The organism is Leclercia sp. (assembly GCF_036780805.1).
GTDB lineage: Bacteria > Pseudomonadota > Gammaproteobacteria > Enterobacterales > Enterobacteriaceae > Enterobacter.
The window spans coordinates 206,859-228,081 of sequence record NZ_DAIQCE010000004.1; the positions used below are offsets into that span (position 1 = coordinate 206,859).

The following is a 21,223-nucleotide window of genomic DNA, read 5'->3' on the forward strand; positions in this document are numbered from 1 at the left end:
ACCGCGATCTGATTTTAAATTACATAACTTATTAATTACACATGAATCTGGAATTTACGCTGTGAAATTCGTTCGGCTGCAAATTGTTTTTGCGAGCCAGCGCACGTTTGTGCATTCTCTCAATAGCAGTGTGAAATAACGTAATTGAGCAACCTGCGATCACTATTCAGTATTACTCCAGAATCAACTTTTCGCCGCACCCCTGATTATGGAGCTCAATATGCAAGCTTATTTCGATCAACTCGATCGCGTTCGTTATGAAGGCCCGAAATCTTCTAATCCTTTAGCGTTTCGTCATTACAATCCTGACGAGCTGGTGCTGGGTAAGCGCATGGAAGATCACCTGCGTTTCGCCGCCTGCTACTGGCATACCTTCTGCTGGAACGGGGCCGATATGTTTGGCGTGGGCTCGTTCGATCGTCCGTGGCAGCAGCCGGGCGAGGCGCTGGAGCTGGCGAAGCGCAAAGCGGACGTCGCCTTTGAGTTCTTCCACAAGCTGAACGTGCCTTACTACTGCTTCCACGATGTCGATGTCTCCCCGGAAGGCGCTTCGCTGAAAGAGTACCTGAATAACTTCGCGCAGATGGTTGACGTGCTGGCCGAAAAACAGCAGCAGAGCGGCGTGAAGCTGCTGTGGGGCACTGCCAACTGCTTTACCCACCCGCGCTATGGCGCAGGGGCTGCTACCAACCCGGATCCAGAAGTGTTCAGTTGGGCGGCCACTCAGGTCGTCACGGCGATGAACGCGACTCATCAGCTGGGCGGTGAAAACTACGTACTGTGGGGCGGACGTGAAGGCTACGAAACGCTGCTCAACACCGATTTGCGCCAGGAGCGCGAGCAGATTGGCCGCTTCATGCAGATGGTGGTGGAGCATAAACACAAAATCGGCTTCCAGGGCACGCTGCTGATCGAGCCAAAACCGCAGGAGCCGACCAAGCACCAGTACGATTACGACGTGGCGACGGTGTACGGCTTCCTCAAACAGTTCGGGCTGGAAAAAGAGATCAAAGTGAATATCGAAGCCAACCATGCGACCCTGGCTGGCCACTCGTTCCACCACGAGATCGCCTCCGCTATCGCGCTGGGCATTTTCGGCTCCGTGGATGCCAACCGCGGCGATCCGCAGCTGGGCTGGGATACCGATCAGTTCCCGGTCAGCGTGGAAGAGAACGCGCTGGTGATGTACGAAATCATCAAAGCGGGTGGGTTCACTACCGGCGGCCTGAACTTTGACGCCAAAGTGCGCCGCCAGAGTACCGATAAATACGATCTCTTCTATGGTCATATTGGGGCGATGGACACCATGGCGCTGTCGCTGAAAGTGGCTGCCCGCATGATTGAGGACGGTGAGCTGGATAAGCGCGTGGCGAAACGCTATGGCGGCTGGAACAGTGAGCTGGGTCAGCAAATTTTGAAAGGCCAGTTATCGCTGACGGAACTGGCGAAGTACGCTGAACAGCATAACCTGGCGCCGCAGCACCAGAGTGGTCATCAGGAGCTGCTGGAAAACCTGGTGAATCATTACCTGTTCGACAAATAACGGGTACCACCGGGCGGCGCTGCGCTTGCCCGGCCTACAATTTTTAAGGAGCCCAGGGTATGTATATCGGGATCGATCTTGGCACATCGGGTGTGAAAGCCATTCTGTTAAATGAACAGGGCGAGGTGCTGGCAACGCAAACAGAGAAACTGCAGGTTTCACGACCACACCCGCTCTGGTCTGAACAGGATCCTGAAGCCTGGTGGCTGGCGACGGATCGCGCCCTGAAGGCACTTGGCGAGCAGCACTCGCTGAGGGAGGTCAAAGCCCTGGGGATTGCCGGACAGATGCATGGCGCCACGCTGCTGGATAAGGACAATCGCGTGCTGCGCCCGGCCATTTTATGGAACGATGGCCGCTGCGGTGAAGAGTGCGCCCTGCTGGAAGCACGCGTGCCGACATCGCGGGAGATCACCGGTAACCTGATGATGCCGGGCTTTACCGCACCAAAACTACTGTGGGTCCAGCGCCATGAACCCGAGATTTTTAGCCAGGTGGCGAAGGTACTGCTGCCAAAAGATTATTTGCGTCTGCGGATGACCGGCGAGTACGCCAGCGATATGTCCGATGCGGCAGGCACCATGTGGCTCGACGTCGCTAAACGCGACTGGAGCGAGACGATGCTCGACGCCTGCCATCTCACCCGCGACCACATGCCCGCCCTGTTCGAAGGCTGTGAGCAGACCGGCACGCTGCTGCCGTCGGTCGCACAGCAGTGGAATATGCCGGCCGTTCCGGTCGTAGCAGGGGGCGGGGATAACGCCGCGGGGGCGGTTGGCGTAGGGATGGCCGATGCGGGGCAGGCGATGCTGTCGCTGGGGACCTCCGGCGTCTACTTTGCCGTGAGCGACGGCTATCGTAGTAACCCAGACGGCGCGGTGCACAGCTTCTGCCATGCATTACCCGGCAAATGGCACCTGATGTCGGTGATGCTCAGCGCGGCGTCCTGCCTTGACTGGGCTGCCAAACTGACCGGATTAGCCAGCGTTCCGGCCCTACTCGATGCCGCGCAGCAGGCCGACGAAAACGCGGGCACCCTGTGGTTCCTGCCCTATCTTTCCGGCGAGCGCACGCCGCATAACAACCCGCAGGCGAAAGGGGTGTTCTTTGGCTTAACCCATCAGCACGGTCCGGCCGAACTGGCGCGTGCGGTGCTGGAAGGAGTGGGCTATGCCCTGGCCGATGGCATGGATGTGGTGCATGAGTGCGGGCTCAAACCAACCAGCATTACGCTGATCGGCGGCGGGGCGCGCAGCCCGTACTGGCGTCAGATGCTGGCGGATATCAGCGGGCAGCAGCTGGATTACCGTACCGGCGGGGATGTCGGGCCTGCGCTGGGCGCGGCGCGGCTGGCGCAGATCGCGATGAATCCGGGCAAACCGCTGTCGACGCTGCTGCCACAGCTGGCACTGGAACAGCAGCACACCCCGGATGCCGTCCGTCATGCCCGCTATGCCGAGCGACGCGAAGTGTTCCGCAAGATCTATCAGCAGCTTCTGCCGCTGATGTCGTAAAACAGTGCCGGGTGGCGGCTTCATTTGTACAAACTCGTAGGCCCGGCAAGCGAAGCGCCGCCGGGCAAGCAAGCCGTACTTAACTGACGAACCTGCGCGTATCAATGCGCTGCAACAGCATTGATAGCAGCAGACTGACCACCAGCGTGGCCGAGAAAATCCAGACGATATCCAGCAGCGGCCAGCTCTTTAACTCCACGCCACGCGTGCGCAGGGCGTGGATCACCAGCGCGTGAAAACCATAGATCCCCAGCGAGTTACGTGAAATTAACCCCAGCAGCGGCAGGGGGCGTGTATTCAGCGTGTTTTTCACCAGGGTAAATAATGAAACCGCGCAGATAAAGACCATCGGGCCGCAGTAGAGGTACCAGGTATCGGCGAAGGTGCCGCGCCACTGCAGCTCGTGCAGCGTTCCGCGTGAGATAACGGCAACCGCAGCAATAAACAGCGCGGCGCAAATACCGTTCAGCCAGCGTTTGCGATTATCCATCATCCCCAGGGCGCGGCCCAACATGCCGTACAGCACGTAATAGAAGGTGTCGCCGTTGATATAGAGGTTGATCGGCAGCCATTCAAATCCGCCAATTTTTTGCGAGACGGTGTTGGGGTTGGCCACAATGCCAATCACGATCATTAGCGCCAGCAGCATTTTGCCGTTTGCGCTTTTCACCTGCAGCAGAGGCGAGAGCAGGTAAATAACGATAATGGCGAAGAAAAACCACAGGTGATAGAACACCGGCTTTTGCAGCAGGTATTTCAGGGAAAGCTCGCTGTTGATCGAGGTAAACAGCACGATGTAGAGGAATGCCACGGCGCTGTAAAACAGCAGGCATAACCCGATGCGTAAAAAGTGGCGCGGTTGCGCGCTGCGCTCGCCAAAAAAGAGATAACCCGAGATCATGAAAAACAGCGGCACGCTCACGCGCGAGGCGGAGTTAAGAACGTTGGCGACATCCCAGTTAACAAGGCTGACGCTTGCGGCATTGGTAATATACCAGGTCGTGGTATGGATCATTACCACCATCAAACAGGCAATTCCCCGCAGATTATCAATCCAGTTAATTTTTTCCTGCATCCATCCCTCTGTTTAGGCATTAAAAAGAGTCTGACTGTGGTATTGCTACAGACGCTCCGTGGAAAATTCTGAGTTTGCATCCCCCTGCTTGTGTCGGGGCGGTGAGATTCGCAGAATGCCGGGCCATAATCTATAAAGTTTAGAGTTTAAAAATAACAGCCACAGCACAGGGCGGTAATAAAAATGATGATGCGTGCAATGTGGATCCTGCTTCCCGCGTTACTGGCCGGCTGCGCGGCTCAGGAGACAACCCCGGCGCAAAAAGCGCAAACGAAGAGAGTCAGTCCGGTGCGTTCGCTGGACATGGAACAGCTGTGTAAGGATCGGGCGGCTCAGCGCTACAATACCGGTGCGCAAAAAATCGACGTCACTGCATTCGAACAGTTTCAGGGTAGCTATGAAATGCAGGGTTTCACTGCCCGCAACGAGAGTTTCATCTGTTCTTTTGATGCAGAAGGCCATTTTTTACATCTTTCGATGCGTTAAGGCCGCCGCGTAACGAGCTGGCTGCGCCTCGAGGGCGTTGTCAGCCCTGCTTATTTCCCAATTTTCCCTAAACAACCCCGTTTCGTACTGTATATCTTGCATCCGACGGGTATACTGATCCCTTCCATTTAAAACCACACGTATCCAGCACGAAATACTATGCAAAAGTTTGATACTAAGACCTTCCAGGGCCTGATCCTGACCTTACAGGATTACTGGGCTCGCCAGGGCTGCACCATTGTTCAACCACTGGACATGGAAGTCGGCGCCGGCACCTCACACCCGATGACCAGCCTGCGCGCGCTGGGGCCTGAGCCAATGGCGACCGCCTATGTGCAGCCATCCCGTCGTCCGACCGATGGTCGCTACGGGGAAAACCCGAACCGCTTACAGCACTACTATCAGTTCCAGGTGGTCATTAAGCCCTCTCCGGACAACATCCAGGAGCTGTACCTCGGGTCGCTGAAAGAGCTGGGTATGGATCCGACCATTCACGACATTCGTTTCGTGGAAGATAACTGGGAAAACCCGACGCTGGGTGCCTGGGGTCTGGGTTGGGAAGTGTGGCTGAACGGCATGGAAGTGACGCAGTTCACTTACTTCCAGCAGGTTGGCGGGCTGGAGTGTAAGCCGATCACCGGTGAAATCACCTACGGTCTGGAACGTCTGGCCATGTACATTCAGGGCGTAGACAGCGTTTACGACCTGGTCTGGAGCGACGGCCCGCTGGGTAAAACCACCTACGGCGACGTGTTCCATCAGAACGAAGTGGAGCAATCCACCTATAACTTCGAATACGCGGACGTGGACTTCCTGTTCACCTGCTTCGAGCAGTACGAGAAAGAAGCCCAGCAGCTGCTGGCGCTGGAGACTCCGCTGCCGCTGCCAGCCTACGAGCGTATTCTGAAGGCCGCCCACAGCTTCAACCTGCTGGACGCCCGTAAAGCGATCTCCGTGACTGAACGTCAGCGCTACATTCTGCGTATTCGTACCCTGACCAAAGCCGTTGCAGAAGCTTACTATGCGTCCCGTGAAGCCCTTGGCTTCCCGATGTGCAACCGAAACAAATAAGAGGCGGCCATGTCTGAGAAAACTTTCCTGGTGGAAATCGGCACCGAAGAGCTGCCACCAAAAGCCCTGCGCAGCCTGGCGGAGTCCTTTGCTGCGAACGTGACTGCCGAGCTGGATAACGCTGGCCTCGCACACGGTAAAATTGAATGGTTTGCTGCCCCGCGTCGTCTGGCGCTGAAAGTGGCAAATCTGGCCGCGTCCCAGCCCGATCGTGAAGTTGAAAAACGTGGCCCGGCAATTGCCCAGGCGTTCGACGCGGAAGGCAAGCCGAGCAAAGCGGCAGAAGGCTGGGCGCGTGGCTGCGGGATCACCGTTGATCAGGCCGAGCGTCTGACCACCGACAAAGGCGAATGGCTGCTCTATCGCGCCCATGTGAAAGGCGAGAGCGCAGAAGCGCTGCTGCCGAACATGATCGCCACCTCGCTGGCTAAGCTGCCGATCCCAAAACTGATGCGCTGGGGTGCAAGCGACGTGCACTTCGTGCGTCCGGTTCACACCGTAACCCTGCTGCTGGGCGACACCGTAATCCCTGCCACCATTCTGGGCGTGGCGTCCGATCGCGTGATCCGCGGCCACCGCTTTATGGGCGAGCCGGAGTTCACCATCGACAATGCCGATCAGTACCCGGAAATTCTGCTCGAGCGCGGTAAAGTCATTGCTGACTACGAACAGCGTAAAGCTCGTATCAAAGCAGACGCGGAAGAAGCGGCACGTCAGATTGGCGGTAACGCTGATTTGAGCGAAAGCCTGCTGGAAGAGGTGACCTCTCTGGTCGAATGGCCAGTTGTGCTGACCGCGAAGTTTGAAGAGAAATTCCTCGCGGTACCGGCAGAAGCGCTGGTACACACCATGAAGGGCGACCAGAAGTACTTCCCGGTCTATGCCAACGACGGCAAACTGCTGCCGAACTTCATCTTCGTGGCCAACATCGAATCGAAAGATCCGATCCAGATTATCTCCGGTAACGAGAAAGTGGTGCGCCCGCGTCTGGCGGATGCGGAGTTCTTCTTTAATACCGACCGTAAAAAGCGTCTGGAAGATCACCTCCCGCGCCTGCAGACCGTGCTGTTCCAACAGCAGCTGGGTACGCTGCGCGACAAGACCGACCGTATCGCGGAGCTGTCCGGCTGGATCGCCCGTGAAATTGGTGCCGACGTTAACCACGCTACCCGCGCAGGCCTGCTCTCCAAGTGCGACCTGATGACCAACATGGTGTTCGAATTTACCGACACCCAGGGCGTGATGGGCATGCACTACGCGCGTCACGATGGCGAAGCGGAAGATGTGGCCGTGGCCCTGAACGAACAGTATCAGCCGCGCTTTGCCGGTGACGATCTGCCGTCTAATCCGGTGGCCTGTGCTGTAGCGATTGCCGACAAGATGGACACCCTGGCGGGTATCTTCGGTATCGGTCAGCATCCAAAAGGCGATAAAGACCCGTTTGCGTTGCGTCGTGCTGCGCTGGGCGTGCTGCGTATCATCGTTGAGAAGAACCTCAACCTCGATCTGCAGACCCTGACGGAAGAAGCGGTGCGTCTGTACGGCGACAAGCTGACCAACGCCAACGTGGTGGATGAGGTTATCGACTTTATGCTGGGTCGTTTCCGCGCCTGGTATCAGGACGAAGGTTACACCGTCGATACCATTCAGGCGGTGCTGGCGCGTCGTCCGACCCGTCCGGCCGATTTCGATGCCCGTATGAAGGCGGTTTCGCACTTCCGTACCCTGGAAGCGGCATCTGCGCTGGCTGCGGCTAACAAGCGTGTCTCCAACATTCTGGCGAAATCCGATGAGAAGCTGAACGAGCGTGTCAACGCCGCGACGCTGAAAGAACCGGAAGAGATCGCCCTGGCGATGCAGGTTGTTGTTCTGCGCGACAAGCTGGAGCCGGTCTTTGCGGAAGGTCGCTACCAGGAAGCGCTGGTTGAACTGGCGGAACTGCGTGAAGTCATCGACGCCTTCTTCGAGAAAGTGATGGTGAACGTAGAAGATAAAGAGCTGCGTATCAACCGTCTCTCCATGCTCGAAAAACTGCGCGAGCTGTTCCTGCGCGTGGCGGACATTTCGCTGCTGCAGTAAGGTTCACAATGATAAAAAAACCCGCTTCGGCGGGTTTTTTTATGTCGCGCCGTTGAAAATTTAACCTTGAAACGGTCAACAAATTACCGTTATCCTTACCCCCGTTAACTTTCTCCCCCTGGAGCGCCCCCCAAAAATGAACAAACACGACTGATGAATTTCGATCCTTGCTAAACGCCACCGCGTCGGCAGGGGATGTTTTGATTTCATTCAGGAGTGCTTATGGCTCATTTTGCGCAATCCCCTTCATTTATTTTGCATCAGGTCACCTGTCAGTTTGCGACGGGCGATACCCTTTTTGGTCCGCTGAATGTCTCGCTGGAACCTTCGCTCTGTGCGCTGGTTGGCCGCAACGGCAGCGGCAAGACCCGATTTCTGCGCCTGCTGGCCGGGCTGGACGAGCCCGCCAGCGGCCATATTGAACGTTTCGGCACCCACAGCTATGTTGCGCAACAGCACGATATTTCTCCCCAGACCACCCTGGCCCAGCTGCTTGGCTATCAGGAACTCTTCGCGGCCCGGGCGCGGATCGACAGCGGTGAATATCAACCTGAAGACCTGGAGCGCCTCGAGGGGTTCTGGGATATCGACGAACGGCTGAGCGAGGCGTTCAGAGGCGCGCAGCTTCCGGCCTTTGCGCCCGACAGGCTGGCCGCCGAGCTAAGCGGCGGCGAGCGGGTCCGTGCCCTGCTGTGCGGCGCGTTTACGGCGAATGCGGACTATTTGCTGCTGGATGAGCCCACCAACCACCTCGACCGGCAGGCGCGGGAGTGGTTTTACGCTCAGCTGGCCCGGCATTCCGGTGGCGTGCTGGTCGCGTCCCACGATCGTGAGCTGTTGGCGCAGGTGCCGCGCATTCTGGAACTCAGCGCTTCCGGTTTGCACAGTTACGGCGGAAATTACGCCGACTATCAGCGGCAGCGGGGTGCGGAACAGCAGGCCGCCCGCGCGGCGCTGGAGCATGCCGCTAACGAGCGCAAACGCACCCGCGTCCGCATGCAGAAAGAGCACGATGACAGCCTGCGCCGCTCGGCGAAAACCCTGCGTACGGTGGATACCCTTAATATCGCCTCGTTTGAGCGCGTGAAATATAAAGGGGCGGCAAAGGAGCGTCCGGGCGCATGGCGCAAACAGCATCAAGAGCAACAGGATGCGTTGAACGCGGCGGTCAGCCAGGCGCGGGAGCGGGTCGAAGAGGACAATCCGGTGATGTTTACCCTGCCGGGCAGCCAGATTGCGGAGGGCAAACAGGTGCTGGTGCTGGACGAGCTGGTGCTGCCGTATGTCGCGATGCCGCCGCTCACCTGGCGCATGGACGGACCCATGCGGGTGGCCCTGCGGGGGCCAAACGGCTGCGGGAAATCCACCTTGTTGAAAGCGATCCTCGGAGAGTGCACGCCCGTCGCCGGTACCTGCCGTGTGTCGGTCAATATGGCCTATCTCGACCAGCATCTGTCGCAGCTGGATCTGACCCAGTCGGTCATCAGCCATCTCAATCTGCATAACACGCCGCTGGAGGAGGGCGTGCTGCGCAGCCGTCTGGCACAGCTGCAGCTGGGTGCCGATAAAGTGACGCTGCCGTTGGCCGAGCTGAGCGGCGGCGAGCGGTTAAAAGCGGCGCTGGCCTGCGTGTTGTGGCGGGAAGAGGCGACGCAGCTGTTGCTGCTCGATGAACCGACCAATCACCTTGATCTGGCCTCAACGCAGGCCATCGAGGCGGCGCTGGCGGGCTTTACAGGGGCACTGCTGGTGGTGTCGCATGACGAGCATTTTCTGGAGGGGCTGAACCTGACGCATGAACTGGTGTGGCTGGACGGAGAGTGGCGCGGTGAACGGCGGTGATAAAAACATAAACCCCCGCAAATGCGGGGGCAAAAACAACTTTATTCAGTCAACTGCTTGCGGAGTGCCGGGTTAGCCTGAATCAGGCTCATCAGCTTCAGCTCGGTCATGGAGGGCTTCACTCTTTTCGATTCCCACTCCTGAACCATTGCCACGCTGACACCCATTGCTCGGGCGAAATCATCGGTTTTCATCCCTGTCCCTTTGCGTAAGCGCTCAAATTCCGTAAAGGGGTTAGACTTTTGCGAACGGGTCACCGTCTGCGGTACATCTTTAAAAACAATCTGTTCCAGACTACTTAGCAGATCGAACATAGGATCTTTTAATTCCATTGAGAACTCCTCTTAAATCACACTGCGGGATCGTGAACATAGAGAGCAATTTAAGAATAGTCGGTAAAACTGACAGGAGATCGTAACGTGCGTGATTAATTTCTGGAGAGACGTTTCGCTCGTCTGTTTTTGGCCTGATTACTTATGCTAATGACTTGATTATTCAGTAGCGCAATAGCATCAGGTATTTTTTTGTAAATGGTAAGAATTTATATGGCAATAGCCGTTTTACATGAAAAGAGTATCTTGCAGGCCTGACCTGGACTATTCTTGGCAGCGTCGGGCACGCGTGTGCCGGTGTGCGCTTTTTTGGGTGAAAGGAGTAATAACAATGGCGACAGGAAAGCTCTGCTCTCGCTGGTTTGCGCCGCTTGCGGCGTTGTTAATGGTAGTTAGCCTGAGTGGATGTTTCGATAAGGAAGGCGATCAGCGCAAAGCGTTTATCGATTTCCTGCAAAATACTGCGATGCGCAGTGGCGAGCGTTTGCCAACGCTGACTGCGGATCAGAAAAAACAGTTTGGTCCCTTCGTTTCCGACTATGCCATTTTGTATGGCTATTCACAGCAGGTGAATCAAGCGATGGACGCGGGTTTGCGTCCGGTAGTGGACAGCGTGAATGCGATTCGCGTCCCGCAGGACTATGTGACCCAGCGTGAGCCGCTGAGCCAGTCAAACGGTGCGCTGGGTGTGCTGGGCCAGCAGCTGCAGAACGCTAAAATGCAGGCCGATGGCGCGCGCTCAGCGTTGAAACAGGGTGAAGACCTGAAACCTGTGTTCGACAAAGCGTATGAAAAGGTGGTGACCAAGCCTGCCGATGCGCTGCAGCCGCTCATTCCGGCCGCGCAGATCTTTACTCAGCAACTGGTACAGGTGGCGGACTTTATCTCGCAGCAGGGCACTCAGGTGAGCTTTGTCTCTAACGGCATCCAGTTCCCGACCTCGCAGCAGGCCAGCCAGTACAATACGCTGATTGGGCCGCTGGCAGCACAGCACCAGGCGTTTAGCCAGGCCTGGGCCGCGGCAACGGCCGCAACGGAATAACGTCAGACACCGTGCTCGCCTTTTTGCCGGGTGACGCTGCGCTTACCCGGCCTACAAAATCTGTAGGCCCGCGCAAGCGAAGCGCCGCCGGGCGAATGCACCATAAAAAACCCCGCTGAAAAGCGGGTTTTTTATTCCATCAGAAAATAAAGCTTGTCTTTGATGTCGTAACTATGTTTAATAGTCCTCGTCGGTTTGTTACACAGACCTAAAGCAGTTTAGTTAAGCAGTCCAGATGCGTTATCCTTAGATACCCTTCGTAGTGACCCTTCCTTCATCGCTTAAAAATCTGTAACACATTCCATCATCGCGCCGGAAGGCAAAACAAATTTTTAAAAAGGTAATATCTATGTCTGGTAAAATGACTGGTCTGGTAAAATGGTTCAACGCTGATAAAGGTTTCGGCTTCATCACTCCTGACGATGGCTCAAAAGACGTGTTCGTACACTTCTCTGCTATCCAGAACGATGGCTACAAATCTCTGGACGAAGGTCAGAAAGTTTCCTTCACCATCGAAAGCGGCGCTAAAGGCCCAGCAGCTGGTAACGTTGTAAGCCTGTAAGCTTCCAACTCAGCTAAAAGAATTTAAAAACCCGCCTCTGGCGGGTTTTTTTCGTTTAGGGCTTGGCCTGGGGATTAACGCAGTTTTTATCGACCTTGCCCTGAAGGGCGTCGATCAGGTTGTCCACCGCACAGGCCGCCATGTTGTAGCGCGTCTCGTGCGTCGCAGAGCCAATGTGAGGCAGCGCCACTACGTTAGGCAGCTTCAGTAACTCTGAGCTGGCCGGCAGCGGCTCCTGCTCGAATACGTCCAGCCCTGCCGCATGGATCTCACCGTTTTTCAACGCCGCAATCAGCGCCTGCTCATCCACCACTGGCCCACGACCCGCATTAATAAAGATGGCGGACTTCTTCATCTTCGCAAACTGCGCTTTGCCCATCAGATGATGCGTCTCATCGGTCAGAGGCAGGATCAGGCAGACGAAGTCCGCTTCCTGCAACAGGGTGTCCAGGTCGCAGTGGCGGGCGTTGAAACGCTCTTCGGCTTCTTTATGCTGGCGGCGTGCGTTGTAGAGGATCGGCATGTTGAAACCGAAGTGGGCGCGCTGCGCCAGCGCCAGGCCGATGCGGCCCATCCCGACGATACCCAGCGTTTTGCCGTGCACGTCAGTGCCGAACCAGTCCGGGCCGATGCTTTTGGTCCATTCTCCGGCCTTAACGCGCTCGGCCACTTCCACCACCCGACGCGCGCTGCTGAGCACCAGCGCCATCAGCGTATCGGCCACGGTTTCGGTCAGCACGGTTGGGGTGTGCATCAGCAGGACGTTACGGGCATTCAGCGCATCGACGTCGAAGTTGTCATAGCCCACCGAAATGGTGGAGGTTGCACGCAGCGCCGGCATCTTCTCCAGCAGCGCGGCATCCACTTTTTCGCTGGAGCCGAGTAGCCCGACGGCACCGGCGAACGCGTCAGCGTGCTGCTGCACCGTCTCCGGGCTCAGGTTGTTGACCCGGGTCACGGTGAAATGATCTTCAAGGCGCTGCTGTAACGCATCAGGCAGGGCTTTATACAAAATGACGGACGGCTTCATGCTAATCTCCGTTGATTTTAAAAGGGTTCAGGCGTGGCGTGCGCCGACGGGAAGGTTCTGATTATTAGCAGGCTTAACAATTAAAGTAAGCCACACCGAGGCGAAAAGCGCCACCCCCATAAAGATGTACGAGGCTGCCGGGCTGCCGGTTGCGCCATTCAGATACCCCACGAACCACGAACCACAGAACGAGCCCAGCGCACCCATGCTGTTGATCAGCGCCATCGCGCCGCCCGCCACGTTACGTGGCAGCATTTCCGGGATGATGGCAAAGAACGGACCATACGGGGCGTACATGGCGGCACCGGCGATCACCAGCAGCGTATAGGAAACCCAGAAGTGGTTTGCGCCCACCGCCCACGAGCCGATAAAGGCACAGGCAGCAATCAACAGCAGTGGCCAGACGAACAGCTTACGGTTTTGCAGTTTATCCGATGCCCAGGAGACCACAATCATGGCGATGGTTGCCGCCAGATACGGCACCGATGACAGCCAGCCCACCTCGACCATGCCGAGGTTATCGCCCGCGCTACGGATGATGGACGGCAGCCACAGGACAAAACCGTAAACCCCGATGCTCCAGGTGAAGTACTGCATGCACAGCAGCACCACATTGCGCGACCGGAAGGCTTCGCCATAGTTACGCACCGCTTTCAGCCCCTGCTGCTCTTTATCCAGCTGCGCCTGCAGGGCCGTTTTTTCATCTTCAGAGAGCCATTTGGCCTGCGCCGGTTTGTCTTTTGCCAGCACCCACCAGCAGAAGGCCCAGATCACCGCCGGAACGCCCTCAATAATGAACATTTCGCGCCAGCCGAAAGACTGAATCAGATATCCGGAGACCACCGACATCCACAGTACCGTGACCGGGTTGCCGAGAATAAGGAAGGTATTGGCGCGCGAGCGTTCGGATTTGGTAAACCAGTTGCTGATGTAGATCAGCATCGCGGGCATAACCGCCGCTTCCACCACGCCGAGAACAAAGCGAATAGCCGCCAGCGCCGGGATGTTATTCACCACCCCGGTCAGGGAGGCACAGGCGCCCCAGAGGATCAGGCAGATGAAGATCAGCTTGCGCACGCTGCGGCGTTCGGCGTAGATCGCGCCGGGGATCTGGAAGAAGAAATAGCCGAGGAAGAACAGGGCGCCCAGCAGCGAGGAGACGCCTTTGGTGATCCCGAGATCTTCGGTGATGCCTGCGGCAGATGCGAAGCTGAAGTTTGCGCGGTCGAGATACGCCAGGCTGTACGTGATGAACACGACAGGCATGATGTACCACCAGCGTTTTACTGCATTTGTTGCATTGTTCATAAGCTTGCCTCTGTGGTTGAGGAGATGACCGCCGCTGTCTGTAGGGTACAGGGTAGTCTGTTTGTTATTCCTTCTCCCCTTTGGGGAGAGGGACGTTATGCTTCGAGCTGTTCCCGCGTCGGCAATCCTTCGCTGTCGCCCTGAACCTGGATCGCCAGCGAGCCGATGATATTGCCGCGGGTGATGGCCTGCTGGAGCGTTTTTCCCTCCAGCAGGGCGCTGACCACGCCAACGGCAAAGCCATCTCCCGCGCCGACGGTATCAACGACGTTTTCAACCTTCACCGCCGCCACGGCGCCTTGCTCACCGTCGGCGGTTTTAAACCAGGCGCCGTCGGCCCCGGTTTTCAGGATCACCGCCTTCACGCCCCGGTTCAGGTAAAAATCAGCGATCCCTTCCGGCGTTTTTTCTCCGGTCAGGATCTGGCCCTCTTTCACGCCGGGTAATACCCAGTCAGCCTGGAAGGCGAGGTGGTTCAGCTTCTCGACCATATCCGCTTCGCTCTTCCACAGCACCGGGCGCAGGTTCGGATCGAACGAAATGGTCTTGCCCGCGGCTTTCATTGCGCCCGCAGCGCGATCGAGCAGAGCATACGAGCTGGCGGACAACGCCGCCGCCACGCCGCTCAGATGCAGATGCCTTGCGGTGGTAAACCAGATCGGGTTGAAATCTTCTTCGGACAAGTGGCTGGCCGCCGAGCCTTTGCGGAAATATTCCACAATGGGATCGGTTCCATCGGTAACTTTCGATTTCAGCTGAAAGCCCGTCGGATAACGGCCGTCCAGGGTCACGCCTGCGGTCTCGATCCCCTCTTTTTTCAGGGTGTCGAGCACAAACTGGCCGAAGCTGTCATTGCCGACGCGGCTTACCCAGCCCACCTTCAGGCCAAGGCGCGCCAGCCCGGTGGCGACATTCAGCTCAGCTCCGGCAACGCGCTTGATAAACTGGTCGACGGCACTGAGTTCGCCGGTCTTCGTGGCGACAAACATGGCCATGGCTTCGCCAATGGTGATGACATCCAGAGCGTTCGGCATGTCGTTACTCCTCGCGCAGTAAATTGACGTAGTGACGGGTGACAGCCGTCAGGTCTGGCCCTTCCAGCGGGAACTCGATGCCGCGCGGGGCGTCGGAGGGGAGCTGATCCAGCAGCGCCTGCCAGCGGGCACTGTCGTTGTCCGGCGGTACGGCGCGAAATTGCTGCTGATGGGGAACGGCGGCTTTGACATGAATATAGCTCACCGCCGGTGCCAGATGTTTCGCGGCCTCCTCCGGAGATTCACCCACCCACAGCCAGTTGCCCATATCAAAGGTCAGCGTGACCGGGAGGTTCATCACCCGGCAGGCCGCCTTGAAACGCTGCATCGGGGCCAGCTGGCCACAGCGCGTCTGGTCGTTTTCCACCACCAGCGTCATGCCGGTCTCATTGAGCAGGGCGCGCAGCGCATCGAGCTGCTGTTTATCGCTGAAATGGCCGAGGGAGACTTTCAGCCACAGGGCGTTGAGCGTCGCGGCTTCGGCCAGGTAGCGGGGCAGCTCAGGATTGAGGGTGCCGTCCGGGGTAAACAGGGCATCGGGGGCGGAGTAGCAGGCCAGCAGGCCGAGCAGTTCAATGGACCCGGCCAGCGTGGGTAAGGACGCCAGTTCGGCGTCGCTGAATAACTCCCGGCGGATCTCGACCCCGTCGGCACCCGCGCCGGCGATCACGTGCAGCATGGCGCGCTGGCCACCTGCTTCACGTACCTTGTCAGCGCCATACGCGGCGGTGACAACAATAATTTTTCTGCCCATTGGCGGACTCCATCACGTAGCTGATACTCTTTACGCTAGATGGAACCGGTTCCAAAGAAAAGTTCAGGATGCTGGATTTATGATCGCCATCACGAAGGGGGCTTAACGCGCCGTGGAACCGCGCACGATCAGCTCGCCGGAAAAGACCTGCTCGCGCACGGCCTCATCGGCACCGTTGATCCGGCGGACAACCTGCTCGACGGCGGCAAAGCCAATCTGCCAGGTGGGTTGTTTGAGGGTGGTAATACCGACGCCTGCCAGCTCGGCCCACTCCAGCTCGTCAAAGCCCAGCAGACCGATGTCACTGCCCCAGTGCAGGCCAATGCGCTTCAGCGACCGGGCAACCTGTAGCGTTAACGCGCCGTTAGCGGAGATGACCGCCTTGCGCATCCCGCGATGGCGGGTGTGGAACTGGCGCAGGGCGTTGTCCAGCTGCTCAGACTCGTGAAGCGGAATTTCGACGTTTTCGGCAACCACGCCTGCATAGCGGGCGAGGGTGGAACGAAAGGCGCTCAGGCGCTCGCGGCGGGTATTGACCATCCCCAGCGGTTCGCTCAGGAACAGGATCGCTTCAAAGCCTTGCTCGATAAGGTGTTCGGTGGCGGTGGTGGCGGCCTGGGTGTTATCCAGCCCCACTACATCGCAGGCGAAATCGGGGATTTTGCGGTCAATCAGCACCATCGGCAGGGACGACTGCTGCAGGCGGTTCAGCCCCTCCTCGCGCATACCCACGGCGTTAACCACGATGCCCTCCACCTGATAGCTGCGCAGCAGATCGAGGTAGTGCAGCTCCTGGTCGACTTCGTTGTTGGTGTTACACACCAGCGGGGTGAAGCCTTTTTCCCGACAGGCGGCTTCGATGCCGCTGAGGACGTTAACAGAGTAGGGATTGGTAATATCGGCGATGATCAGGCCGATCAGGCGCGTTTTGCCATGCTTCAAACCGCGGGCCATCAGGCTCGGGCGATAGTCGAGTTCGGCGATAGCCTGTTCAATACGGGCCAGCAGCGCGTCGGACAGCAGGTGTTTCTCGCCGTTGAGGTAACGTGAGATGCTGGTTTTACCGGTTTTTGCGGCTTTCGCCACGTCGCTGATAGTGGGCCGTGTTGATTTGCTCATCGCTGATTTCCTTGCTATTGGTGCATACACCTTAGCGCGAAAATGCCCGGTGGCGCTACGCTTACCGGGCCTGGGGTTTGTGCGGCCTGATGCCCTCACCCCGGCCCTCTCCCACGGGGAGAGGGGGCAAACCCTAAAAACGGCAACCAGGTTGCCGTTTTGCTGTTACCTACTGCACCGGGCTTAAGGTGATCTCAACGCGACGGTTCTGCGCTTTGCCTTCCGCCGTGCTGTTGCTGGCGATCGGATTCGCCGGACCCATGCCGCTGGTGCGGATGCGGGTCGCCGCGACGTTCTGGGTGATCAGGGCGCTGGCAACCGCGTCAGCACGCTGCTGGGAGAGGCGCATGTTCAGATCCTGGCTGCCGGTGCTGTCGGTGTAGCCCAGCACGTTCACCGCGGTTTTTTCATACTCTTTCAGCACCATCGCCACGCCGGTCAGGGTGTTGGCACCCGCCGGTTTAAGCGTCGCGCTGTTGCTGTCGAAGGTGACGTTGTTCGGCATGTTCAGAATGATGTTATCGCCGCTGCGGGTGACGCTCACGCCGGTACCCTGCATTTTCTCGCGCAGCTTCGCTTCCTGCACGTCCATGTAATAACCGGCTCCGCCGCCCAGCGCTGCGCCTGCTGCGGCACCAATCAGAGCGCCTTTGCCGCGATCTTTTTTCGAGGAGGAGAGGGCGCCAACGCCTGCGCCTACCAGGGAGCCGATACCTGCGCCAATGCCTGATTTACCCGCTTCGCGTTCGCCGGTGTAAGGGTTGGTGGTGCAGCCTGAAACAACCAGTGCGCCGCTGACTACGGCGGCAATCATAAGTGCGCTTTTTTTCATCTTCTTTCCTTAAGCTTTTTTATTCTTTGCCACGACGGACGTGGCGGTTGATTATGACGTGCAGTTACGGAGAAAATTCCGGGGATAACTCTTAAATTTGTGACTAATCATAAACAGCCTCAATGAAGGCTGAGAAAACCTGCAACCGGCAATCCAGGAGCACATGCTGTGACCACTTCTACAAAAACCATTCTGACGGCAGCCCACTGGGGGCCCATGCTGGTCGAAACCGACGGCGACACGGTGATCTCGTCCCGTGGCGCGTTGCCGACGCAGCATCCTAACTCCCTGCAAACCGCGGTGCGTGACCAGGTGCACAGCAAAACCCGCGTGCGCTGGCCGATGGTCCGTAAGGGTTTTCTGGCGTCGCCGGATAACCCACAGGGCGTACGCGGGCAGGATGAATTTGTGCGCGTCAGCTGGGATCAGGCGCTGGATCTTATCGACGCGCAGCATAAACGCATTCGTGAGAGCTATGGTCCGTCGTCGATTTTTGCCGGTTCGTACGGCTGGCGATCGAACGGCGTGCTGCACAAAGCGGCTACCCTGCTTCAGCGTTATATGAGCCTGGCGGGCGGCTACACCGGCCATCTGGGGGATTACTCCACCGGCGCAGCGCAGGCCATCATGCCTTATGTGGTGGGCGGCAACGAGGTGTACCAGCAACAGACCAGCTGGCCGCTGGTGCTGGAGCACAGCGACGTGGTGGTGCTGTGGAGCGCCAACCCGCTCAACACCCTGAAAATTGCCTGGAACGCGACCGACGAACAGGGGATCCCGTACTTTGACGCGCTGCGTAAAAGCGGCAAGCGCCTGATCTGTATCGATCCAATGCGTTCCGAAACCATGGACTTCTTTGGCGAGAGTGCCGAGTGGATTGCTCCACATATGGGCACCGATGTGGCAATGATGCTCGGGATCGCCCATACGCTGGTGGAGAACGGCTGGCAGGATGAGGCGTTCCTCGCACGCTGTACCAGCGGCTATGAAAAATTTGCCGACTATCTTCTCGGTGCGACGGACGGTATCGCCAAAACCTCCGAATGGGCTGCTGACATCTGCGGCGTTCCGGCGGCGAAAATTCGCGAACTGGCGGCATTATTCCACAACAACACCACCATGCTGATGTCCGGCTGGGGTATGCAGCGCCAGCAGTTTGGCGAGCAGAAGCACTGGATGCTGGTCACCCTCGCGGCGATGCTCGGTCAGATTGGCACCCCGGGTGGCGGCTTTGGTCTTTCGTACCACTTCGCCAACGGTGGCAACCCGACACGGCGCGCGGCGGTACTGGCCTCAATGCAGGGGTCGGTTAAGGGCGGGACGGACGCCGTGGATAAATTCCCGGTCGCCCGCATTGTCGAGGCGCTGGAAAACCCGGGCGGCTTCTATCAGCACAACGGACTGGATCGCCACTTCCCGGACATTCGCTTTGTCTGGTGGGCGGGCGGTGCCAACTTTACCCATCACCAGGACACCAACCGCCTGATCCGCGCCTGGCAAAAACCGGAGCTGGTGGTGATCTCGGAGTGCTTCTGGACCGCAGCGGCGAAGCATGCCGATATCGTCCTGCCGGCCACCACCTCGTTTGAACGTAACGACATGACCATGACCGGCGACTACAGCAACCAGCATATGGTGCCGATGAAGCGGGTCGTGCCGCCGCGCGATGAAGCGCGTGATGACCTGGAGGTTTTTGCCGAGCTGAGCGAGCGCTGGGAGCAGGGCGGCGGGGAGCGCTTTACCGAAGGTAAAACCGATCTGGAGTGGCTGGAAACCTTCTATGAGATCGCCGGCCAGCGCGGGGCGGCGCAAGGGGTGACGTTAGCGCCTTTTGCCGAGTTCTGGGAAGCCAATGCCATCGTTGAAATGCCGGAGTCCGACGAGAACGCGAAGTTCGTGCGCTTCGCCGATTTCCGCCGCGATCCTGAGAGCCATCCGCTGAAAACCGAGAGCGGCAAAATTGTGATCCACTCTGAGCGGATCGCCAGCTTCCAGTATGCCGACTGTCCGCCGCACCCGATGTGGCTGGAGCCGGACGAGTGGCATGGCAATGCCGAGCCGGAGCAGCTGCAGATCCTCTCTGCTCACCCGGCGCACCGTCTGCACAGCCAGTTGAATTACTCTTCACTGCGCGAACAGTACGCAGTGGCCGGACGCGAACCGGTAACGCTGCATCCGGATGACGCCAAAGCGCGCGGCATTGCTGATGGCGACCTGGTGCGCGTCTGGAACCATCGCGGTCAGGTGCTGGCCGGAGCGGTGGTCAGCGACGGCATTAAGCCGGGCGTGATCTGCATTCACCAGGGGGCGTGGCCGGATCTGGATGCTGAAAATGGTGGGATTTGTAAAAACGGTGCGGTCAACGTGCTGACCAAGGATCTCCCCAGCTCGAAGCTGGGGAATGGCTGCGCGGGGAATACAGCCCTGGCATGGCTGGAGAAATATCAGGGGCCGACGCTTACGCTGACGGCGTTTGATCCGCCTGCCAGCTCATAAGCCAGGTCGGGTGTTGGGTATCTTCCTGCCAGGCGCTGTCTTCAATCCGAAAGCCCTGAGCATGGTAGAAATTCACCGCCCGACTGTTCTTCTGGTACACCTCCAGGCTTAACGACGGGTAGCGCTGCTGCACATGGTGGATCAGCGCATGCCCAATCCCCTGTCCGGCATACGCCGGGTCGACAAACAGCGCCCCGACATAGACTGACTGCATCACGCTGATGAAGCCCCGAAGCTGACCTTCCTCTTCCCATACCCAGGTCTCTGCCGACGGCAGGTAAACCTCCCGCACGACCGCCTCGCTCTCCTGCCAGTACTGCGCATCGATAAACGGGTGGGCGACGGTGGTGCTCTCCAGCCAGAGGGTCAGCAGCGGCTCGACATCGTCACTGAGCCATTTGCGGATCATGTTGACCTCCGGGATGACAGTGGCAGGCGGTGACGTGATCGTTAACCAGCCCGCAGGCCTGCATAAAGGAGTAACAGATGGTGGTGCCGACGAACTTAAAGCCGCGCTTTTTCAGCGCCTTCGACAGGGCATCTGAGGCAGGCGTCGAGGTGGGGATCTCCGCCAGCGTTGCCGCCTGGGTTACCTGCGGCGTGTTATCAACAAAAGACCAGACGAAATCGGTAAACCGCTCACCGTTCTCTTCCATCGCCAGGTACGCACGGGCGTTCCCGATGATGGCTTCGATTTTGCCGCGATGGCGAATAATCCCCGCATCCAGCACTAACCTGTCGACGTCGGCGGTGGTCATCCCGGCGACAAGAACCGGATCGAACCGGTGGAAGGCCTGGCGGTAGTTTTCCCGCTTTTTCAGCACGGTGATCCAGGACAATCCGGCCTGCTGGCCTTCAAGGCAGATCATCTCAAACAAATTCTGTCCGTCAGTTTCCGGCACGCCCCACTCTTTATCGTGATAGGCGATGTAGAGCGGGTCCTGGCTAACCCAGCCACAACGTTGCATCGGTTCTCTCCCTTGTTGCTCCTGAAATTGCAAAAATTTCAATCGACCCGGCTTGACGTGTCATCTAAAGAGACAATAGTTAATACAGGCTGATACGCAACATTCTTCATGTAGCCGCGTAGCCTCACTATAAACA

The 21,223-nt window shown here is 58.1% G+C and carries 19 protein-coding genes; 9 read left to right on the top strand and 10 right to left on the bottom strand.

Annotation, left to right across the window (positions count from 1 at the left end; all coding sequences use genetic code 11):
* Window positions 1-220 precede the first annotated feature (220 nt).
* Together xylA and xylB are read left to right on the top strand one after the other, a co-directional pair.
* Window positions 221-1,543: a xylose isomerase gene (gene xylA / locus V7Q49_RS13810; protein ID WP_106995493.1), complete on the top strand. Its 1,323-nt coding sequence runs from the start codon at window positions 221-223 to the stop codon at window positions 1,541-1,543.
* A 59-nt stretch (window positions 1,544-1,602) separates the two neighbouring features.
* On the top strand, window positions 1,603-3,057 hold the full coding sequence (gene xylB, locus V7Q49_RS13815) for a xylulokinase (RefSeq protein WP_333852771.1): 1,455 nt from the start codon (window positions 1,603-1,605) through the stop codon (window positions 3,055-3,057).
* Between the two features lie 79 nt (window positions 3,058-3,136).
* Here the strand turns inward: xylB and V7Q49_RS13820 are convergent, their stop codons facing one another.
* Entirely contained in the window at window positions 3,137-4,132 is a 996-nt protein-coding gene (locus V7Q49_RS13820) for an acyltransferase (RefSeq protein ID WP_333852773.1), read from the bottom strand.
* A 198-nt stretch (window positions 4,133-4,330) separates the two neighbouring features.
* On the opposite strand from V7Q49_RS13820, the gene V7Q49_RS13825 reads away from it, so the two are divergent.
* From V7Q49_RS13825 to V7Q49_RS13840, 4 genes are all read left to right on the top strand, one after another.
* Window positions 4,331-4,618, top strand: coding sequence for a YsaB family lipoprotein (locus tag V7Q49_RS13825; protein ID WP_442913069.1), 288 nt, complete (start codon window positions 4,331-4,333; stop codon window positions 4,616-4,618).
* Window positions 4,619-4,777: 159 nt separating this feature from the next.
* Window positions 4,778-5,689 (top strand): glycine--tRNA ligase subunit alpha, encoded by a 912-nt coding sequence (gene glyQ / locus V7Q49_RS13830; protein ID WP_003860141.1) that lies wholly within the window; start codon window positions 4,778-4,780, stop codon window positions 5,687-5,689.
* 9 nt (window positions 5,690-5,698) lie between these two features.
* On the top strand, window positions 5,699-7,768 hold the full coding sequence (gene glyS, locus V7Q49_RS13835) for a glycine--tRNA ligase subunit beta (protein WP_333852778.1): 2,070 nt from the start codon (window positions 5,699-5,701) through the stop codon (window positions 7,766-7,768).
* Between the two features lie 222 nt (window positions 7,769-7,990).
* Window positions 7,991-9,610 (top strand): ABC-F family ATP-binding cassette domain-containing protein, encoded by a 1,620-nt coding sequence (locus tag V7Q49_RS13840; protein ID WP_333852780.1) that lies wholly within the window; start codon window positions 7,991-7,993, stop codon window positions 9,608-9,610.
* A 41-nt stretch (window positions 9,611-9,651) separates the two neighbouring features.
* On the opposite strand, the gene V7Q49_RS13845 is transcribed toward V7Q49_RS13840, so the two are convergent.
* On the bottom strand, window positions 9,652-9,942 hold the full coding sequence (locus V7Q49_RS13845) for an HTH-type transcriptional regulator (RefSeq protein WP_142487783.1): 291 nt from the start codon (window positions 9,940-9,942) through the stop codon (window positions 9,652-9,654).
* Between the two features lie 331 nt (window positions 9,943-10,273).
* Between V7Q49_RS13845 and V7Q49_RS13850 the strand changes: the two genes are divergently transcribed.
* Both V7Q49_RS13850 and cspE read left to right on the top strand, forming a co-directional pair.
* The gene (locus tag V7Q49_RS13850) at window positions 10,274-10,984 is read left to right on the top strand and encodes a DUF3053 domain-containing protein (protein WP_333852781.1); all 711 of its coding nucleotides are present in this window, start codon (window positions 10,274-10,276) and stop codon (window positions 10,982-10,984) included.
* A 349-nt stretch (window positions 10,985-11,333) separates the two neighbouring features.
* Window positions 11,334-11,546, top strand: coding sequence for a transcription antiterminator/RNA stability regulator CspE (gene cspE / locus V7Q49_RS13855; RefSeq protein WP_032615822.1), 213 nt, complete (start codon window positions 11,334-11,336; stop codon window positions 11,544-11,546).
* A 55-nt stretch (window positions 11,547-11,601) separates the two neighbouring features.
* Here cspE and ghrB read toward each other — a convergent pair whose 3' ends face one another.
* The 6 genes from ghrB to V7Q49_RS13885 form a co-directional block, all read right to left on the bottom strand.
* On the bottom strand, window positions 11,602-12,576 hold the full coding sequence (gene ghrB, locus V7Q49_RS13860) for a glyoxylate/hydroxypyruvate reductase GhrB (protein WP_333852783.1): 975 nt from the start codon (window positions 12,574-12,576) through the stop codon (window positions 11,602-11,604).
* A 27-nt stretch (window positions 12,577-12,603) separates the two neighbouring features.
* Entirely contained in the window at window positions 12,604-13,884 is a 1,281-nt protein-coding gene (locus V7Q49_RS13865; protein WP_333852785.1) for an MFS transporter, read from the bottom strand.
* Window positions 13,885-13,979: 95 nt separating this feature from the next.
* Window positions 13,980-14,918, bottom strand: a complete 939-nt coding sequence (locus V7Q49_RS13870) for a sugar kinase (protein WP_333852787.1) — start codon at window positions 14,916-14,918, stop codon at window positions 13,980-13,982.
* A 4-nt stretch (window positions 14,919-14,922) separates the two neighbouring features.
* Entirely contained in the window at window positions 14,923-15,672 is a 750-nt protein-coding gene (locus V7Q49_RS13875; RefSeq protein WP_333852790.1) for a sugar phosphate isomerase/epimerase family protein, read from the bottom strand.
* Window positions 15,673-15,774: 102 nt separating this feature from the next.
* Window positions 15,775-16,791 (bottom strand): LacI family DNA-binding transcriptional regulator, encoded by a 1,017-nt coding sequence (locus V7Q49_RS13880; protein WP_333852792.1) that lies wholly within the window; start codon window positions 16,789-16,791, stop codon window positions 15,775-15,777.
* Window positions 16,792-16,960: 169 nt separating this feature from the next.
* The gene (locus V7Q49_RS13885; RefSeq protein WP_333852794.1) at window positions 16,961-17,623 is read right to left on the bottom strand and encodes an OmpA family lipoprotein; all 663 of its coding nucleotides are present in this window, start codon (window positions 17,621-17,623) and stop codon (window positions 16,961-16,963) included.
* A 168-nt stretch (window positions 17,624-17,791) separates the two neighbouring features.
* Here V7Q49_RS13885 and V7Q49_RS13890 point away from each other — a divergent pair, with 168 nt between their 5' ends.
* On the top strand, window positions 17,792-20,119 hold the full coding sequence (locus tag V7Q49_RS13890; protein ID WP_442913068.1) for a molybdopterin guanine dinucleotide-containing S/N-oxide reductase: 2,328 nt from the start codon (window positions 17,792-17,794) through the stop codon (window positions 20,117-20,119).
* Here V7Q49_RS13890 and V7Q49_RS13895 read toward each other — a convergent pair.
* Together V7Q49_RS13895 and tag are read right to left on the bottom strand one after the other, a co-directional pair.
* The gene (locus V7Q49_RS13895) at window positions 20,082-20,528 is read right to left on the bottom strand and encodes an N-acetyltransferase (protein ID WP_333852796.1); all 447 of its coding nucleotides are present in this window, start codon (window positions 20,526-20,528) and stop codon (window positions 20,082-20,084) included. The genes V7Q49_RS13890 and V7Q49_RS13895 overlap by 38 nt on opposite strands.
* Entirely contained in the window at window positions 20,506-21,087 is a 582-nt protein-coding gene (tag, locus tag V7Q49_RS13900) for a DNA-3-methyladenine glycosylase I (RefSeq protein ID WP_333852798.1), read from the bottom strand. The genes V7Q49_RS13895 and tag overlap by 23 nt, the downstream gene beginning before the upstream one ends.
* Window positions 21,088-21,223 lie beyond the last annotated feature (136 nt).